We start from the raw sequence: 16213 nt of genomic DNA on the forward strand, positions 1-16213 counted from the left end.
CCAGGCCGCCGCGAACGCCGTATGACTAGGAGATTCTCACCGGGTTAACCACGTCGGCGATCAGGACGAGGATCGTGAAGCAGATGAAGATCCCTGCCACCACATAGGCGACCGGCATCAGCTTCGCCACGTCGAACGGGCCCGGGTCCGGGCGCTTCAGCACCTTCGCCACGTTCCGTCGCAACGACTCCCACAGGGCACCCGCCACGTGGCCGCCGTCCAACGGCAGCAGCGGGAGCATGTTGAACAGGAACAGGGAGAGGTTGAAGCCCGCCACCAGCATCAACGCCATGGCCAGCTGTTGGGTCGGCGGGATGTCCAGGGTGAAGATCTCGCCGCCGACGCGGGCCGCGCCGACCACGCCCATCGGGGAGTCCGGCTCGCGCGGGCCGTCACCGAAGGCCGCGTCCCACAGGGCCGGGATCTTGCCGGGCAGGGCGGCGAGGGAGTCGACGGCGTCGCCGACGCGGTCGCCCATCCACACCACGGAGTCGCCGAAGTCCTGCTTGACGATGCCGGTGGCGGCGCTGAAGCCCAGGAAGCCGGCGGTGACGTACTCACCCTGGACGTACTGGCCGCTGGAGTCCTTCTTGGCGACCTGGTTGCTGGCGATCTTCGCGCTCAGGGTGACGTCCTTGCCGTCCCGCTCGACGACGATCGGCACCGTCTTGTCGGGGTTGGCGCGGATGAGGTCGGAGAGGGCGTTCCAGTCGCCGGTGCTGACGCCGTCGAAGGAGACGATCTTGTCGCCCGCCTTGAGGCCGGCGGCCGCGGCCGGGGAGGCCTTGTCACTCGCCTTGCAGTCGTCGCGGTTCTCGCTCTGGGCGATGACGCACTTGGAGACCGAGCTGACGGTGGTGGTCTGCTGGGAGATGCCGAAGCCCATGAGGACGGTGAGGAACAGGGCGACGGCGAGGATGAGGTTCGCGAAAGGCCCCGCGAACATCACGATGACCCTCTTCCACGGCTTGCGCGTGTAGAAGAGGCGGTTCTCGTCGCCGGGCTTCAGTTCCTCGAAGGCGGCCGAGCGGGCGTCCTCGATCATGCCGCGCCAGGGCGAGGTGGAGCGGGCCTCCAGGCGGCCGTCCGGGCCGGGCGGGAACATGCCGATCATGCGGATGTAGCCGCCGAACGGGATGGCCTTGATGCCGTACTCGGTGTCGCCCTTCTTGCGCGAGAAGATCGTAGGGCCGAAGCCGACCATGTACTGCGGCACGCGGATGCCGAAGATCTTGGCGAAGGACAGGTGGCCCAGCTCGTGCCACGCGATCGACACCAGCAGGCCGACGGCGAAGAGCACTATGCCGAGGATGAACATCAGGGTCATCATGCACGGGCCTCCGCCGTCTGTGCCGTCAGTTCCCGGGCCCGGGTCCGCGCCCAGGTCTCCGCTTCGAGGACGTCCGCGACGGTGAGTGAGGTTCCCGTGCGCGGGGTGCCGTGCTCGTCCACCACCCTGGTCACGGTCTCCATGATCCCGTTGAACGGCAGCGCGCCGGCCCGGAAGGCCTCCACGCACTCCTCGTTGGCCGCATTGAACACTGCCGGGGCCGTGCCCGCGAGCTGTCCGACGTGCCTCGCAAGGTTGACCGAAGGGAACGCGTCATTGTCCAGCGGGAAGAACTCCCACGTCGACGCCTCGCTCCAGTCGAAGGCGGGGGCCGCGTCGGGGACGCGTTCGGGCCAGCCCAGGCCGATGGCGATCGGCCCCCGCATGTCGGGGGGCGTCGCCTGGGCGATCGTGGATCCGTCCGTGAACTCAACCATCGAGTGGACATACGACTGCGGGTGTACGACCACCTCAATGCGGTCGAAGGGAATGTCGTAGAGGAGGTGAGCCTCGATCACCTCCAGTCCCTTGTTGACCAGGGTCGCGGAGTTGATCGTGATCACCGGGCCCATGGCCCAGGTGGGGTGCGCGAGGGCTTCCTCGACGCTCACCTGAGCCAGGTCGGCCTTCGTACGGCCCCGGAACGGACCGCCGGAGGCGGTGACGACGAGCTTGCGTACGTCCGCCCGCGTGCCGGAGGCCAGCGCCTGGAACAGCGCCGCGTGCTCGGAGTCGACCGGAATGATCTGCCCGGGCTTGGCGAGGGACTTGACCAGCGGGCCGCCCACGATGAGCGACTCCTTGTTGGCGAGCGCGAGGGTGCGGCCCGCCTCCAGGGCGGCGAGGGTCGGGGCGAGGCCGATGGAGCCGGTGATGCCGTTGAGGACGGTGTGGCAGTCGGAGGCGGCTACCTGGGTGGCCGCGCTCGGCCCCGCGAGGATCTCGGGGAGCGGTTCGCCAGGGCCGTAGAGGCTGCTCAGCGCCTCGCGCAGGGCCGGTACCGCGTCCTCACGGGCGACCGCGACGGTCCGTGCCTTGAGCTGGTACGCCTGCTCGGCGAGGAGGGCGACCCGGCCGCCGTTGGCGGAGAGCGCGCTGACCTTGAACCGGTCGGGGTTGCGCAGCACGAGGTCGATGGCCTGGGTGCCGATCGACCCGGTGGAGCCGAGGATCACCACGTCCTTCGGCCCGTCGCCCGCGACCGGGTCGTAGACGAGGTGCGGGTCGGCGAGAGGGGCTGGACTGTCACTCATCCTTCCATTGTTGCCGTAAGGACGGTGTGTGAGGACAGCGCGTCCCCTTCTCGGGGGTGAGGAGGGGGACGCGCTGTCATGGGCCGGTCAGCGGATCGGGCGGTGGACGTTCTCCCGTTCGCTCGGACCGGGGGTCGCATCCGCGATCCAGGGGCCCTCGCCCGACGGGTCGACGATGCCTTCCTCCAGCCACTCGTAGGTGCCGGACAGGACTCCCTTGACGACCTTGCGGTCGAGGTCGTCGGTGTTGGTCCACAGGCGGCCGAAGAGTTCCTCGACGCGGATGCGGGACTGGCGGCAGAAGACGTCGGCGAGCTGGTAGGCCTCGCGGCCGTGGTCCTCGGTGGTGCGCAGGAGTTCGGCGCGTACGCAGACCGCACTCATCGCGAACAGTTCCGCGCCGATGTCGACGATCCGGCCGAGGAAGCCCTGCTTGGTCTCCATCCGGCCCTGCCAGCGGGACATGGCGTAGAAGGTGGAGCGGGCGAGCTTGCGGGCCGTTCGTTCGACGTAGCGGAGGTGCGCGGAGAGGTCTACCTCGCGCTTGAACTCGCCGTACGAGTACGGGAGTTGCCCCTGGCCCGCGACCAGCTTCGGCAGCCACTTGGCGTAGAAGACGCCCGCGCTCGCGCCCGCCTTCGCCTTGTCCGGCAGGGACTTCTCCGGGTCGATCAGGTCGCCCGCCACCGACAGGTGGGCGTCCACCGCCTCGCGGGCGATGAGGAGATGCATGATCTCCGTCGAGCCCTCGAAGATGCGGTTGATGCGGAGGTCCCTCAGGACCTGTTCGGCGGGGACCGCGCGTTCGCCGCGGGCCGCCAGGGACTCCGCGGTCTCGAAGCCCCGGCCGCCGCGGATCTGGACCAGTTCGTCGGCGATCAGCCAGCCCATCTCGGAGGCGAAGAGCTTGGCCAGGGCGCCCTCGATGCGGATGTCGTTGCGGTCCTCGTCGGCCATCTGGCTCGAAAGGTCCAGTACGGCCTCCAGAGCGAAGGTCGTCGCCGCGATGAAGCTGATCTTCGAACCGACCGCCTCGTGGTGGGCGATGGGCTTGCCCCACTGCTCACGGACCACCGACCACTCGCGGGCGATCTTCAGGCACCACTTTCCGGCCGCGACACAGGAGGCGGGGAGGGACAGCCGGCCGGTGTTCAGCGTGGTCAGTGCGATCTTCAGGCCCGAGCCCTCCGGGCCGATCCGGTTCGCGGCGGGGACCCGGACCTGGTGGAAGCGGGTGACGCCGTTCTCGATGCCGCGCAGGCCCATGAAGGCGTTGCGGTTCTCGACGGTGACGCCGGGCGAGTTGGTCTCCACGACGAAGGCGGTGATGCCGCCCTTGTGGCCCTCGCTCCTGGGCACCCGGGCCATCACGACGAGCAGGTCGGCGACCACGCCGTTGGTGGTCCACAGCTTGACCCCGTCGAGGACGTAGTCGTCCCCGTCGGGAACGGCACTCGTGGCCAGGCGCGCCGGGTCGGAGCCCACGTCCGGTTCCGTCAGGAGGAAGGCGCTGATGTCGGTGCGGGCGCAGCGCGGGAGGAACGCCTCCTTCTGTTCCGCGGTGCCGAACAGCTTCAGCGGCTGCGGTACGCCGATCGACTGGTGCGCCGACAGGAGCACACCGATCGCCGGGCAGGCCGAGCCCGCGAGGGCCAGCGCCTTGTTGTAGTACACCTGGGTGAGACCGAGGCCGCCGTACTTGGTGTCGATCTTCATACCGAGGGCGCCGAGCTCCTTGAGCCCGTTGATGACCTCGTCGGGGATCCGGGCCTCGCGCTCGATGAGCGCGCCGTCGACCTTGGTCTCGCAGAAGTCGCGGAGCTTGGCGAGGAACTCCTCGCCGCGCTGGGCGTCCTCGTCGGCGGGAAGCGGGTGGGGGTGGATGAGATCGAGGCGGAAGCGGCCGAGGAAGAGTTCCTTGGCGAAACTGGGCTTGCGCCACTCCTGTTCCCGGGCGGCCTCCGCCACCTGACGGGCCTCGCGTTCGGTGACAGTGGGTTTCGAGGGTGCTGCGGACATGAGGCTCACCTCGCCGCGAATCGGGATCTTGGGGCTGTTTCGTTACTGACCGGTGCTACTGGATCGTATGTACCCGATGCCGGGCGACCCCACCACCCCTCGTGCGCCGTTCGCCTGTGAGCCGCACTCGGTTTCCGTACGATTTCCTGTCACATCACGTGCCGGTGACGTGAAGGCCCTTCGGCAACATCTTCACCAGATTTCTGTGAATTCCTCGAAAACTCCAACCAACCAACACAGTTGTGTTCTAGGTTCATCGATCACTTGGGCACATCCGTTCGGTGGGGAACCGAAGGGACGGATGAGGCCTGCGGTGGCGACGTGTGGCTGGGGGGCAGCACATGGCGGATGTCGGCGTGTCGGAATCGGCCGGGGAACCGGGGGGCCGGGCGGTCGTCGAGGAGGACGGTCCGGCCAGACCACGACCGGGGAGGCCGAGGCCGAGGGGGACGAAGAGCCGGACAGGAGACGGAAAGGCGCGCTGGTACCGACCGCTCGCGGTCGTGACCGACACCTGCGGAATCGGTTTTCCGCTGGCGGCGGCCCTGGAGGCGGAGGGGCAGGACCTGCCCGTCCTCGGCGGGCTGGTCGGCGCGGGCGTGTGGGCCGGGATCCGGGCGATACGGCGCCGGTACGCGGCCCAGCGCATCGGCGAGTCGTGGGGCGTGCTGGCGGCCACCCGGGACTGGGTGCTGCTGGCCGGGATCCTGGCGCTGGCGCTGGTCCTGTCCGACGTGGAGAACGGGCCCCGGCCGACGGTGGCGCTGGCCGCGTTGACACCGGGGCTGCTGTTAACGGCCGCGGTCACTCCGCTGACCCGGCTGCATCTCAACCGGCAGCGGCGGCAGGCGCGGGCGGTGCGGCGGGCGCTGGTGGTCGGTGAGCCGACCGCCGTGGACCATGTGGTGGGGCGGCTGGCCTCCCGTACGGACCATCCGTACGTGGTGGTGGGGGTCGTACCTGTCGGGGCCCAGGTCCTGGGGTGCGGGATGCCGGTGCTGGACCGGCTGTCGCTGCTGGCCTCGGACCCGCACCAGGACGCCGATGTCGTCCTGCGGGCCGTGGAGGACTCGGGGGCGGACGTCACCCTGGTGGCGCCTGGGCTGCGAATGGCCGGCGAACGGCTGCGACACGTCTCCTGGGCGCTGCACGGCGCGGGACTGCAGCTGGGCGTGGTGCCGGGCCTCACGGAGGTCGCGCAGGCGCGGGTGCGGCCCAGTTCGGCGGCCGGGCTGACGGTGCTTCAAGTGGCGCCGCCCGCCCAGGAGTTCGGGCAGCCGTGGCTGAAGTCGCTGCTCGACCGGACGGGCGCCGCGCTCGGACTCCTCGCGCTGGCACCGCTGTTCGGAGGGCTCGCGCTGGCCGTGCGCTTCTCCTCACCGGGGCCGGTCTTCCACCGGCAGACGCGCTGCGGGCGGGGCGGACGGCCGTTCACGATGTGGAAGTTCCGCACGATGGTCGTCGACGCGGAGGCGCGCCGGGCGGAGCTCGCGCGGGCCGGGGCGAACCAGCACGACGGGCACATGTTCAAGATGCGGCGGGATCCGCGTGTGACGCGGCTCGGGTCCGTGTTGCGTCGGCTGTCCCTGGACGAGTTGCCGCAGCTCTTCAATGTCATTCGGGGTGACATGTCCCTGATTGGTCCGCGTCCGCCGTTGCCGGACGAGGTCGCTCGGTACAGCCGTACCGAGCATCGGCGGCTTGCCGTCAAGCCGGGGATGACCGGGTTGTGGCAGGTGAGTGGGCGGTCTGATCTGTCGTGGGACGAGACGGTGGCGTTGGATCTCTGGTACGTGGACAACTGGTCGGTGTCTGCCGACATGGAGATCATGACTCGGACGCTGCGTGCCGTCGTTGACGGGCGCGGGGCGTATTGAGGGCCCGCGGATGAGGTCGTGTTTTGTCTGCGGGTTCGTTGTGGCTGGTCGCGCAGTTCCCCGCGCCCCTGAGGGGCGCGGCCGAACCGTTTCTCATTCAGTGCTGGGCGAGCCACCACTCGTACGTCTTCGCTATGCCGTCGCTCAGGTTGACCGACGGCTTGAAGCCGAGTGCTGTGAGCCTCGAGACGTCCAGGAGTTTGCGGGGGGTGCCGTCGGGCTTGGTCCTGTCCCAGACGATTTCGCCCTGATAGTCCGTCACCTCCTTGATGATTCCGGCCAGTTCGCTGATCGGGAGGTCCTCGCCGCAGCCGATGTTGACGGGGCCCTCGTCGTCGTAGCGGTCCAGGAGGAGGGCGCAGGCGGCGGCGACGTCGTCGACGTGGAGGAACTCGCGGCGCGGGGTTCCGGTGCCCCAGAGGGCGACCTCGGGGGCGCCGGTCTCGCGGGCCTCGTGGAAGCGGCGGATCAGGGCGGGCAGCACGTGCGAGGTGGCCAGGTCGAAGTTGTCGCCGGGGCCGTAGAGGTTGGTCGGCATGGCGCTGATGTACGCGGCGCCGTACTGGTGGCGGTACGCGTTGACCTGGGTGATGCCGGCGATCTTGGCGATGGCGTACGCCTCGTTGGTCGGCTCCAGCGGGCCGGTGAGCAGGGAGTCCTCGCGGATCGGCTGCTCGGCGAGCTTCGGGTAGATGCAGGAGGAGCCGAGGAACAGCAGACGCGGGACGTCGGCGGTGTGCGCGCCGGCGATGACGCTCAGCTGTATCCGGAGGTTGTCCTCCAGGAACTGCACCGGATAGGTGCTGTTGGCCATGATCCCGCCCACCTTGGCGGCGGCCAGCACGACGGCGTCCGGGCGGACGTCGCGCAGAAAGGATTCGGTCCGCGCGGCGTCGCGCAGATCGAGCTGGTCCCTGCCGCGGGTGAGCACCTCGTGTCCGTCGGCCGTGAGCCGGCGGGCCACCGCGGAGCCGACCAGACCGCGGTGGCCCGCGACGAAGACCCGGGCCGGGCGCGGAAGCAGGGAGGGCCCCGGCGCGAGCTCGGGCTCGGGTGTGGGCTTGGGCTTGGGCTTGGGCGAAGCGTCAGCTGTCATGCGCGGATTGTGCCAGCGACGGGCCCACCTGGGGGACGTTCCACCAGAATTACGGTCAATTCATAGAAAAACGCGGCCAGTTCGGCCGTATATGAGGGGGGTACGGATGGGCAAGTCGGCACTCATCACCGGGGTGACCGGTCAGGACGGCTCGTATCTGGCGGAGCTGTTGCTGGGCAAGGGCTACACCGTGCACGGCCTGATACGCCGCTCGTCGAGCTTCAACACCGAGCGGATCGACCACATCTACCAGGGCCCGGACCAGCCGGAGCGGTCCTTCATCCTGCACCACGCCGACCTCTCGGACGGGGTGGCGCTGGTGAACCTGCTGCGGGACATCAGACCCGACGAGGTCTACAACCTGGGCGCGCAGTCCCATGTCCGGGTCTCCTTCGACGCGCCGCTGTACACGGGCGACGTGACCGGCCTGAGCGCGATCAGGCTGCTGGAGGCGGTGCGGGCGAGCGGTATCGAGACGCGGCTGTACCAGGCCTCGTCCTCGGAGATGTACGGCTCGACACCGCCGCCGCAGAACGAGGGGACGCCGTTCCACCCGCGCAGCCCCTACGGCTGCGCCAAGGTCTTCGGCTACTGGACGACCGTCAACTACCGCGAGGCGTACGACATGTTCGCGGTCAACGGCATCCTCTTCAACCACGAGTCCCCGCGCCGCGGCGAGACCTTCGTGACCCGCAAGATCACCCGGGCGGTGGCCCGGATCAGGGCCGGTCTGCAGGACCGCCTCTATCTCGGCAACCTCGACGCGGTGCGCGACTGGGGATACGCGCCGGAGTACGTCGAGGCGATGTGGCGGATGCTCCAGCGGGACGTGCCGGACGACTACGTGGTGGCCACGGGCGAGGCCGCGAGCGTACGGCAGTTCCTGGAGGTCGCCTTCGCCCATGCCGGCCTGGAGTGGGGGGAGTTCGTGCGCTACGACCCCAAGTACGAGCGGCCCAGCGAGGTCGACGCGCTGATCGGGGACGCCTCCAAGGCGGAGGAACTCCTGGACTGGAAGCCCTCGGTGAGGGTCCACGAGCTGGCCCGGATCATGGTGGACGCCGATGTGGCCCGCCTGGAGCAGGAGCTCGCCGGCACCACGGTCAGGGTGGACAGATGAGACGCCCCGGACGTGCCAGACGCACGCTCATCTCCGTACTGGCCCTCACCGCAGGGCTGTTGGGTGGCACCGTCGTCACCGCTCCCCCGTCCGCCGCGGTCACCGCACCGGTCGCGTTCACCGCGGAGGACCTGGACACCTGGCAGACCAACGGGATCGTGTGGGCGCTCGCGGAGAGCGGCGGCACGGTCTTCGCGGGCGGCACCTTCTCCACGATCCGGCCGCCCGGGGTCGCCTCCGGCGGCACCGGCACGCAGTCGGCCGTGAACTTCGCCGCCTTCAACGCGGCGACCGGGGCGCCGACGAGCTGCTCCCTGTCCTTCACCCGGACCTCCGGAACGGCGACCGTACGGGCCCTGGCGGTCTCCCCCGACGGTGAAACCCTGTACGCGGGCGGCTACTTCACCGCGGTGAGCGGGGTCGCGGTCAACGGGCTCGCGGCCATCGACATCGACACCTGCGCGGCCCGCTCCGCGTTCAACCCGGCCTTCAACTCGACCGTGCGCGCCCTGGACGTGGCGCCCGACGGCACGGTCTACGCGGGCGGCGACTTCACCACCGTACGGGGAACCGCACGGGCACGGTTCGCCGCGCTCACCCCGGCCGGGGCGCTCACCTCGTGGACCGCGGACGCGGACCTGTCGGGGCGCGCGGTCGAGGTCACCGAGGACGGCGAACACGTCATGCTCGCCGGTGACTTCACCACCGTCGCGGGCACGGACTCGCACTCCCTGGCCGTCGTGGACAGCTCCACGGGCGCACTGGAGCACGCGTATCCGACCGGGTTCATCCCCGCCAGCGCCGTCATCAAGGACCTGGTGACCGACGGCACCGGTATGTACGCGGCCGGCGAGGGCATGGGCGGCGCGTCCTTCGACGGGCGCATCGCGATCAACACCAGTGACTGGGAACAACGGTGGCGGGACACCTGCCAGGGCGCCAACCAGGCCCTCGCCGTGTACCAGGAGGTGCTCTACAGCGGGCACCACTCGCACGACTGCTCCTCCATGGGCGAGTTCCCGAACGTCGAGCGCAAGCACCTGCTGGCGCAGAGCGTGGACGACCCGGCGCTGCTGGCCTGGGCGCCGGACACCAACGAGGGCACCGGTGAGCAGCTCGGCCCGCGGGCGCTGACCCTGGCGAACAGCGGTGGCTCCGAATTCCTGTGGCTCGCGGGCGAGTTCACGACCGTCAACGGGTCGGCCCAGCAGAGCCTGAGCCGGTTCGGCACCGGCCCCGACACGGGTGCGCCCAGCACCCCGGCCGCCTGGGCCTCCAGTGACACCCCGGGCAGCGTGAGCGTGCGCTGGCAGGCGAGCCAGGACCTCGATGACGGCGACATCACCTACAGCATCTACCGCAACGGGTCGAGCACGCCGATCCACACCACGACCGCGTACTCGCTGCCGTGGGAGCGGCCGCAGCTGTCGTGGACGGACACCTCGGTGACCGCCGGGACGACGTACTCGTACCGGATCACGGCGAGCGACGGGACGAACACCAGCGCGCTGTCGACCGCGCGCACTGCTACGGCGGCAAGCTCGTCGGACGCGTACGCGTCTGCCGTGCGAGACGATGGCGCCTCCCTCTACTGGCGCTACGACGAGTCCTCCGGCACCTTCGCCTCCGACAGCAGCGGGGCCGACGACGGCGGCGCCTATGTGAGCACGCCGTCGTACCGGCAGACCCCGGCCGCGGTGCCCGGGTCGAGTACGGCGCTCGGGCTCAACGGCACCTCGGAGTACGTGTACAGCGAGAACCGGCACGCCAGGCCGGACACGTACACCGTGGAGACCTGGTTCCGGACGACGACCACGACGGGCGGGCGGCTCGTCGGGTTCGGCGACAACTTCGGTTCCGGGCAGGGGTACTTCAGCCGCAACTCCGACCGGCTCGTCTACATGACGGACGCGGGTCTGCTCGGCTTCGGCACGGGCAGTGTGCGGGCCGGGACCCAGGCGACGCTGCTCACCGAGGCGGCGTACAACGACGGTGCCTGGCACCATGTGGCCGCGACGCAGGGCGCGGACGGCATGGCGCTGTACGTGGACGGGGCACTGGTCGGCTCCAACACGGTGACCACCGCGCTGAACACCACCGGGTTCTGGCGGGTCGGCGCGGACACCCTCACCGGGTGGCCGTCCAACCCGACGAGCGCGTTCTTCTCGGGCACGGTGGACGAGACGGCCGTATATCCGAGCGCACTGAGCGCCGCACAGGTCGCCGAGCACCACACCCTCGGTACGGGGTCCGGCGGCGGCGAGGAGTCGTCGGTGACGGTCGCCGCCGCCGAGGACTCGTACGTCAACGGCTCGGCGACCACGACGAACTACGGCACCTCGACCTCGCTCGCGGTGCGCGGCAGCGCCGCGTACCTCAGCTATCTGCGCTTCGAGCTGCCCGCCGCACCCAGCGGTACGGAGCTGACGGGCGCGACGCTGCGGCTGCGGACGACGTCGCTGGCGTCGGCGGGTTCGGCGGACTCGTACGACGTGGTGCCCGTGACCGGGGACTGGACCGAGACGGGTGTCACGTACGCGAACCGTCCCGCTCTGTCCTCAACCGTGCTGGGCACGCTGGCCGCGCCGAACGCGGTGTCCACGGACTACGAAGTGGCCCTGAGTACAAGCGGGTTGAGCAGCCTGCTGGGGTCGACGTCGTCCGTGGCGCTGACCAGTACCGGTACCGACGCGCTGTGGCTGTGGTCCAGCGAGGTCGGCACCGAGGACTACCGGCCCGAGCTGGTGCTCACCTTCAGCCCGTCCTGACGCCGGTCACAGACAGCCGGGCGGTCCGGATCACCCCTCCCCCGGGCCGCCCGGCCTCTCTCGCACCACCACCGCTCGCAGCACCGCTCGTCGCACAAGGAGAACGACATGCACGACAGATCACCGCAGAGTCGCAGAACCGGACGACCTGGTTCCCGAAGAAGCATCACGGCGCTGGCGCTCGCCCTCACCGCTCCCCTGCTCACCGTCCCGCTCACCGCCACCGACGCCGCCGCGCTCACCAGCCCGGTGGCCCTGACCGCCGACGACCTGTCGACCTGGCAGACCAACGGCGTCGTGTACGCCCTCGCCCAGGCCGACGGTGTCGTCTTCGCCGGCGGCACCTTCTCGGCGATCCGCCCGGCCGGAGCGGCCGCCGGGGACGCCACCGAGCAACCGGCCGTGAACTTCGCCGCGTTCGACGCCGCGACCGGCGCACCCACCGGCTGCACCCTGTCGTTCACGGTCGGGGACGGCACCGCGACGGTCCGCGCGCTCGCCGTCTCGCCGGACGGCCAAACCCTGTACGCGGGCGGCTACTTCGGGGCCGTGAACGGCGTCGGCGTGAACAGCCTGGCCGCCATCGACATCGCCACCTGCACCCCGAGCCCCGACTTCCATCCGGCGGTCGCGGCCACCGTACGGGCGCTGGACGTGACGGACTCGACCGTGTACCTGGGAGGGGACTTCGGCACGGTCAACGGCGAGACGCGGCAGCGGTTCGCCGCCGTGGACACGGCCGGGGCGCTGACGTCCTGGACGGCGAACGCCGACGAGCCGGGGCGGGCCGTCGCGGTCACCGCGGACGGGCAGCACGTGGCGATCGGCGGGGACTTCTTCTCCGTCAACGGCAGCGACTCGCACGCACTGGCCGTCACCGACGCCACGACCGGCGCGGTGACGAGGGCGTACCCGCGCGGATTCTTCCCGGACACCTCCGTCGTCAAGGACATCACCGCCGACGCCTCGGGCGTCTACACGGCCAGCGAGGGCAGCGGCGGCGGGGTCTTCGACGGTCGTGCGGCCTTCGAGCCGGACACCTTCGCGCAGCGCTGGCGGGACACCTGCCTCGGCGCGACCCAGGCCCTGCAGCTGTACCAGGGCGTGGTGTACAGCGCCTCGCACGCCCACGACTGTTCCTCGATGGGCGAGTTCCCCGACGGACAGCGCCGCCACCTCCTTGCCCAGACCACGGCCGACCCGGCGCTGCTGGGCTGGGCCCCCGACACCAACGACGGCATCGGCGAGGGCATCGGCCCGCGCGTCTTCGCCCTCGCGCCCAAGGACGGCACCGACTACCTGTGGATCGGCGGCGAGTTCACCGCCGTCGACGGCACCGCCCAGCAGGCCCTGACCCGGGTCGCCTCCGGCCCCGACACCGCCGCGCCGACCGTGCCGCAGGTGAAGGTGGAGAGCGTCGAGGCCGGCAAGGTCGCCGTGCACTGGCGCTCCAGCTACGACACCGACGACAGCCACCTCACCTACCGGGTCTACAAGGACGGGGCGAGCACACCCGTGTACGAGGTGGCGGCCGACTCGCTGCCCTGGTCGCGGCCCCAGCTCACCTGGACGGACACGGCCGTGGCGGCGGGCGAGTCGCACTCGTACCGGATCAGCGCCTCGGACGGCACGAACACCACCTCCAAGTCCACCGCTCAGTCGGTGACCGTGGCGAGCGCGGCGGACGCCTACGCCGCGAAGGTGCGGTCCGACGGGGCCAACCTGTACTGGCGGTTCGGCGAGACCTCTAACCCGTACGCGGCGGACAGCTCCAGCGGCGACGACAGCGGCGTCCACTGGAACGCGCCGACGCAGGCCGTCGCGGACGGGGCCGCCGGTTCCGGCTCGTCGGTCGGCTACACGGGATCACAGAGCGAGTGGACGTACACCGACAAGCGGCGCTCGACGCCGTCGGCGTATTCCCTGGAACTGTGGTTCAAGACCACCACGAGCACCGGCGGCAAGCTCATCGGCTTCGCCAACAAGGTGCAGCTGGCGTCCACGACCTACGACAAGCAGATCTACATGACCAACGCCGGGCGGCTGATCTTCGGCGTCTACCCGGGGTCGATCCGTACCATCACCACGCTCCAGGCCTTCAACGACGGCAACTGGCACCACGTGGTCGCCACACAGGGCAGTGACGGCATCAAGCTGTACGTCGACGGAACGCTGCGCGCGTCCAACTTCACCGTCACCACCAGCCAGCAGTCCAGCGGGTTCTGGCGGGTCGGCGGCGACAACCTGGACAACTGGACGAGCCGGCCGTCGAGCCGGTACTTCACCGGACAGATCGACGAAGTCGCCGTGTACGGCGGTGTGCTGACGTCAAGTCAGATCGCCTCGCACTACTCGACCGGGACGGGTTCATGAGGCGCTCCACCCTTGCGGCACTGCTGCTCCTGCCCCTGCTCGCCGCGTGCGGCGGGGGTGGGGGTGGGGAGCAGCGGACCGAGGCGGCCGGGAGTCCGGGGAGCACTTCCCGTCCGGCTTCTTCGGCGGCGCCGTCGGACACCCCTTCGAGCACGCCTTCGAGTACGCCTTCCAGCAAGGCACCCGCGTCGTCCCAGGGTCCCGAGAACACCGTCCCGGACGACGAACTCACCCCGGTCACCGGGTCGTTCACCAAGAAGGAGAAGAAGTACCTGTCCGGGCGCGTCCCCGAGGGGACCGACCCGGCGGCGATCCTGCAGGCCGGTCAGGAGACCTGCGACAAGCTCGCGTCCACCGCGAAGATCGACCGGGACGCGGTCGTCGGGGCGATCATCGCGGGCGAGATCAAGGGGGCGAAGGACGCGGTGAAGGGCCTGTGCCCCGAGCTGAAGTCCCTGATCGAGGACGCCGAGGGCGGGTACGCCGACGGCTCCCACGACGATCCCGTCCCCGGTACCTACCGCGCGCTCACCCCGACGAAGGACTGCTCGTGGTCCCTCGACGGGACCTCGGGCGGCAAGCACCGGATCACCATCAAGAAGGGCACCAAGTCCTTTACGTCCAACGGCTGTTACGCCTGGGCGAAGGACTCGTAGATCGTGTGGAGGCGGTCGGTGACCGCCTCCAGCGAGAAGGACGTACGGGACAGCTGCCAGGCCGCCTCGGAGGCGGTGTCATGGGCGGCGGGTTCCAGGAGAGCGAGGATCTCGGCGGCCAGCGCCTCCGGGGTCCTCGCCACCCGCCCCGCGCCGGAGCGGGCGAGGTCCTCGGCGAGACCGTTGGTGGGAGTGACCACCGACGGGACGCCCACCGACAGAGCCTCCAGGACGGACATCGGGAACGGCTCGTCCACGGAGGGCAGGACATGCACATGCGTACGGCGCAGCTCGCCGAGTACGGCACCGGGGGCGAGGCTGCCCAGGTAGTCGACGGAGTCGGACACCCCCAGGGCGTCGGCCAGCTTCAGCGCGGCCCCGAGCTCGCCCTCGTCGGCCCCGGCCATCACGAAGCGGGCGTCGGGATGCCGGCGCAGCACCTCGGGTACGGCGGCCACGAAGTCCGCGGGGCGTTTGCGGGCCTGCATCCGGGCCAGGTAGAGCACCCGGGGCGGCCCCTCGGGACGCGGCCGCTTCTCTTGTGCGGGCACGCCGTTGACGAGCCGGACTCCGTTTCCGGGGTCCTTGCCCCCCAACACCGCGTCCAGGCCCTTGCGTTCGTACGAGGTGAGGTGCAGGACGGCGTCCGCGCGCCGCAGCACCCGGCGTACGGCGACGGCGTCCAGCACCTTGGCGAGGACCTTGTCGCTGGGGTCGACCATGCCGTGCGTCTGGACGACCAGCGGGCGGCGCGCGCTCAGGGCGGCCAGCGCGATCGGCAGGGTGACCAGGTCGCGGGCGAGGTGGACGTGGACCACGTCGGCGCCCTTGACCAGGCGGCGGGCGCCGGCGAGCAGGGCGGGCGAGGTGATGCCGCTGAAGCCGGCACCGGGCACGACACGGCGGGCCGGGTAGAGCCGGGCGGGCCGGCCGTCGACGTCGTCCGGGAGCGGGCCGTCGAAGCCGGAGCCGAGGGCGACGATACGGCTCTCCACGCCCCGCGCGGCGAGGCCTCCGGTGAGGTTGACGGCCACGCGGACCGGGCCGCCGAAGGCCTGGGTGGGCGTGTGCAGGGTGACGGCGTGCAGGGCTCTCACGGGGTGGGCTCCTTCGTGGGCTCCGTCGACTCCGTCGTGGGCTCCTTCAGCGCACGGGTGCCCACGGCCGTGTGCAGGGTGAGTTCCGGCAGGTCGTGCTTGAGTACGGTGCCCGCGGCCACCACGGCGTGCCGCCCGACGGTCACTCCCGCCAGCACGGTCGCGCGGGTCGCGATCCAGGCGCCGTCCTCGACGCGGATGGGCGCGTTGCGGTACCGGAAGTCGGTGCTGCGGTGGTCGTGGCTGCCGGTGCACAGGAGCGCCTCCTGGGAGACGCAGACGTGGGAGCCGATGGTGAGCGGTTCGAGGTTGAGCAGCCAGGCGCCCTCGCCGATCCAGGTGTGGTCGCCGATGGTCAGTTTCCAGGGCCACAGGACACGGACGCGGTGGCGTATGAGCACGCCCTCCCCTATGTGCGCCCCGAAGGCCCGCAGCAGCGCCACACGCACGCGTGCCGGGCAGAACCACGCCATGAACAGCGTGTTCATCACGCAGAACCAGAGTGCCTGGACCGCGATCCCTCGTCCCTTGTCGTATCCGGACAGCGTGAACGTCCGTAGGTCGCGCACGAGTTACCCCCTCAGAACCCCGTACTGCACCCCGTATTTCCCCTCCGTGATCCAC

At 70.3% G+C, this 16213-nt stretch carries 11 protein-coding genes; 5 read left to right on the forward strand and 6 right to left on the reverse strand.

All coding sequences use genetic code 11. The annotated features are described in order from the left end of the window. Positions 1-25: 25 nt before the first annotated feature. The 3 genes from IG08_RS0116715 to IG08_RS0116725 form a co-directional block, all read right to left on the reverse strand. Entirely contained in the window at positions 26-1318 is a 1293-nt protein-coding gene (locus tag IG08_RS0116715) for a M50 family metallopeptidase (protein ID WP_106980956.1), read from the reverse strand. Positions 1319-1326: 8 nt separating this feature from the next. Beyond that, positions 1327-2583 carry a 1-deoxy-D-xylulose-5-phosphate reductoisomerase gene (dxr, locus tag IG08_RS0116720; protein WP_030602207.1) on the reverse strand — a complete coding sequence of 419 codons (1257 nt, stop codon included), beginning with the start codon at positions 2581-2583 and terminating at the stop codon, positions 1327-1329. Between the two features lie 87 nt (positions 2584-2670). Further along, on the reverse strand, positions 2671-4602 hold the full coding sequence (locus IG08_RS0116725) for an acyl-CoA dehydrogenase family protein (RefSeq protein ID WP_030602211.1): 1932 nt from the start codon (positions 4600-4602) through the stop codon (positions 2671-2673). 341 nt (positions 4603-4943) lie between these two features. Between IG08_RS0116725 and IG08_RS0116730 the strand changes: the two genes are divergently transcribed. Next, positions 4944-6479, forward strand: a complete 1536-nt coding sequence (locus IG08_RS0116730) for a sugar transferase (protein WP_078655622.1) — start codon at positions 4944-4946, stop codon at positions 6477-6479. A gap of 97 nt (positions 6480-6576) precedes the next feature. Here the strand turns inward: IG08_RS0116730 and IG08_RS0116735 are convergent, their stop codons facing one another. Then, the gene (locus tag IG08_RS0116735; RefSeq protein ID WP_030602216.1) at positions 6577-7575 is read right to left on the reverse strand and encodes a GDP-L-fucose synthase family protein; all 999 of its coding nucleotides are present in this window, start codon (positions 7573-7575) and stop codon (positions 6577-6579) included. A 106-nt stretch (positions 7576-7681) separates the two neighbouring features. On the opposite strand from IG08_RS0116735, the gene gmd reads away from it, so the two are divergent. The 4 genes from gmd to IG08_RS0116755 all read left to right on the forward strand — a co-directional run bounded on the left by gmd (position 7682) and on the right by IG08_RS0116755 (position 14492). After that, positions 7682-8695, forward strand: coding sequence for a GDP-mannose 4,6-dehydratase (gmd, locus tag IG08_RS0116740; protein WP_030602219.1), 1014 nt, complete (start codon positions 7682-7684; stop codon positions 8693-8695). Further along, positions 8692-11463 carry a CBM96 family carbohydrate-binding protein gene (locus IG08_RS0116745; protein WP_078655623.1) on the forward strand — a complete coding sequence of 924 codons (2772 nt, stop codon included), beginning with the start codon at positions 8692-8694 and terminating at the stop codon, positions 11461-11463. The genes gmd and IG08_RS0116745 overlap by 4 nt, the downstream gene beginning before the upstream one ends. A gap of 108 nt (positions 11464-11571) precedes the next feature. Continuing rightward, positions 11572-13836, forward strand: coding sequence for a LamG-like jellyroll fold domain-containing protein (locus IG08_RS0116750; RefSeq protein WP_030602226.1), 2265 nt, complete (start codon positions 11572-11574; stop codon positions 13834-13836). Then, positions 13833-14492: a hypothetical protein gene (locus tag IG08_RS0116755; protein WP_030602228.1), complete on the forward strand. Its 660-nt coding sequence runs from the start codon at positions 13833-13835 to the stop codon at positions 14490-14492. The genes IG08_RS0116750 and IG08_RS0116755 overlap by 4 nt, the downstream gene beginning before the upstream one ends. Here the strand turns inward: IG08_RS0116755 and IG08_RS0116760 are convergent. Together IG08_RS0116760 and IG08_RS0116765 are read right to left on the reverse strand one after the other, a co-directional pair. Then, positions 14468-15589: a glycosyltransferase gene (locus tag IG08_RS0116760; RefSeq protein WP_030602230.1), complete on the reverse strand. Its 1122-nt coding sequence runs from the start codon at positions 15587-15589 to the stop codon at positions 14468-14470. The two genes, IG08_RS0116755 and IG08_RS0116760, sit on opposite strands and share 25 nt — an antisense overlap. Then, a complete protein-coding gene (locus IG08_RS0116765) occupies positions 15586-16158 on the reverse strand; it encodes a WcaF family extracellular polysaccharide biosynthesis acetyltransferase (protein WP_052424730.1) in 573 nt (190 codons plus the stop codon). Before IG08_RS0116765 ends, IG08_RS0116760 begins: the two co-directional genes overlap by 4 nt. Positions 16159-16213: the final 55 nt, after the last annotated feature.

This window comes from Streptomyces fulvoviolaceus (genome assembly GCF_000718165.1).
Lineage (GTDB): Bacteria > Actinomycetota > Actinomycetes > Streptomycetales > Streptomycetaceae > Streptomyces > Streptomyces fulvoviolaceus.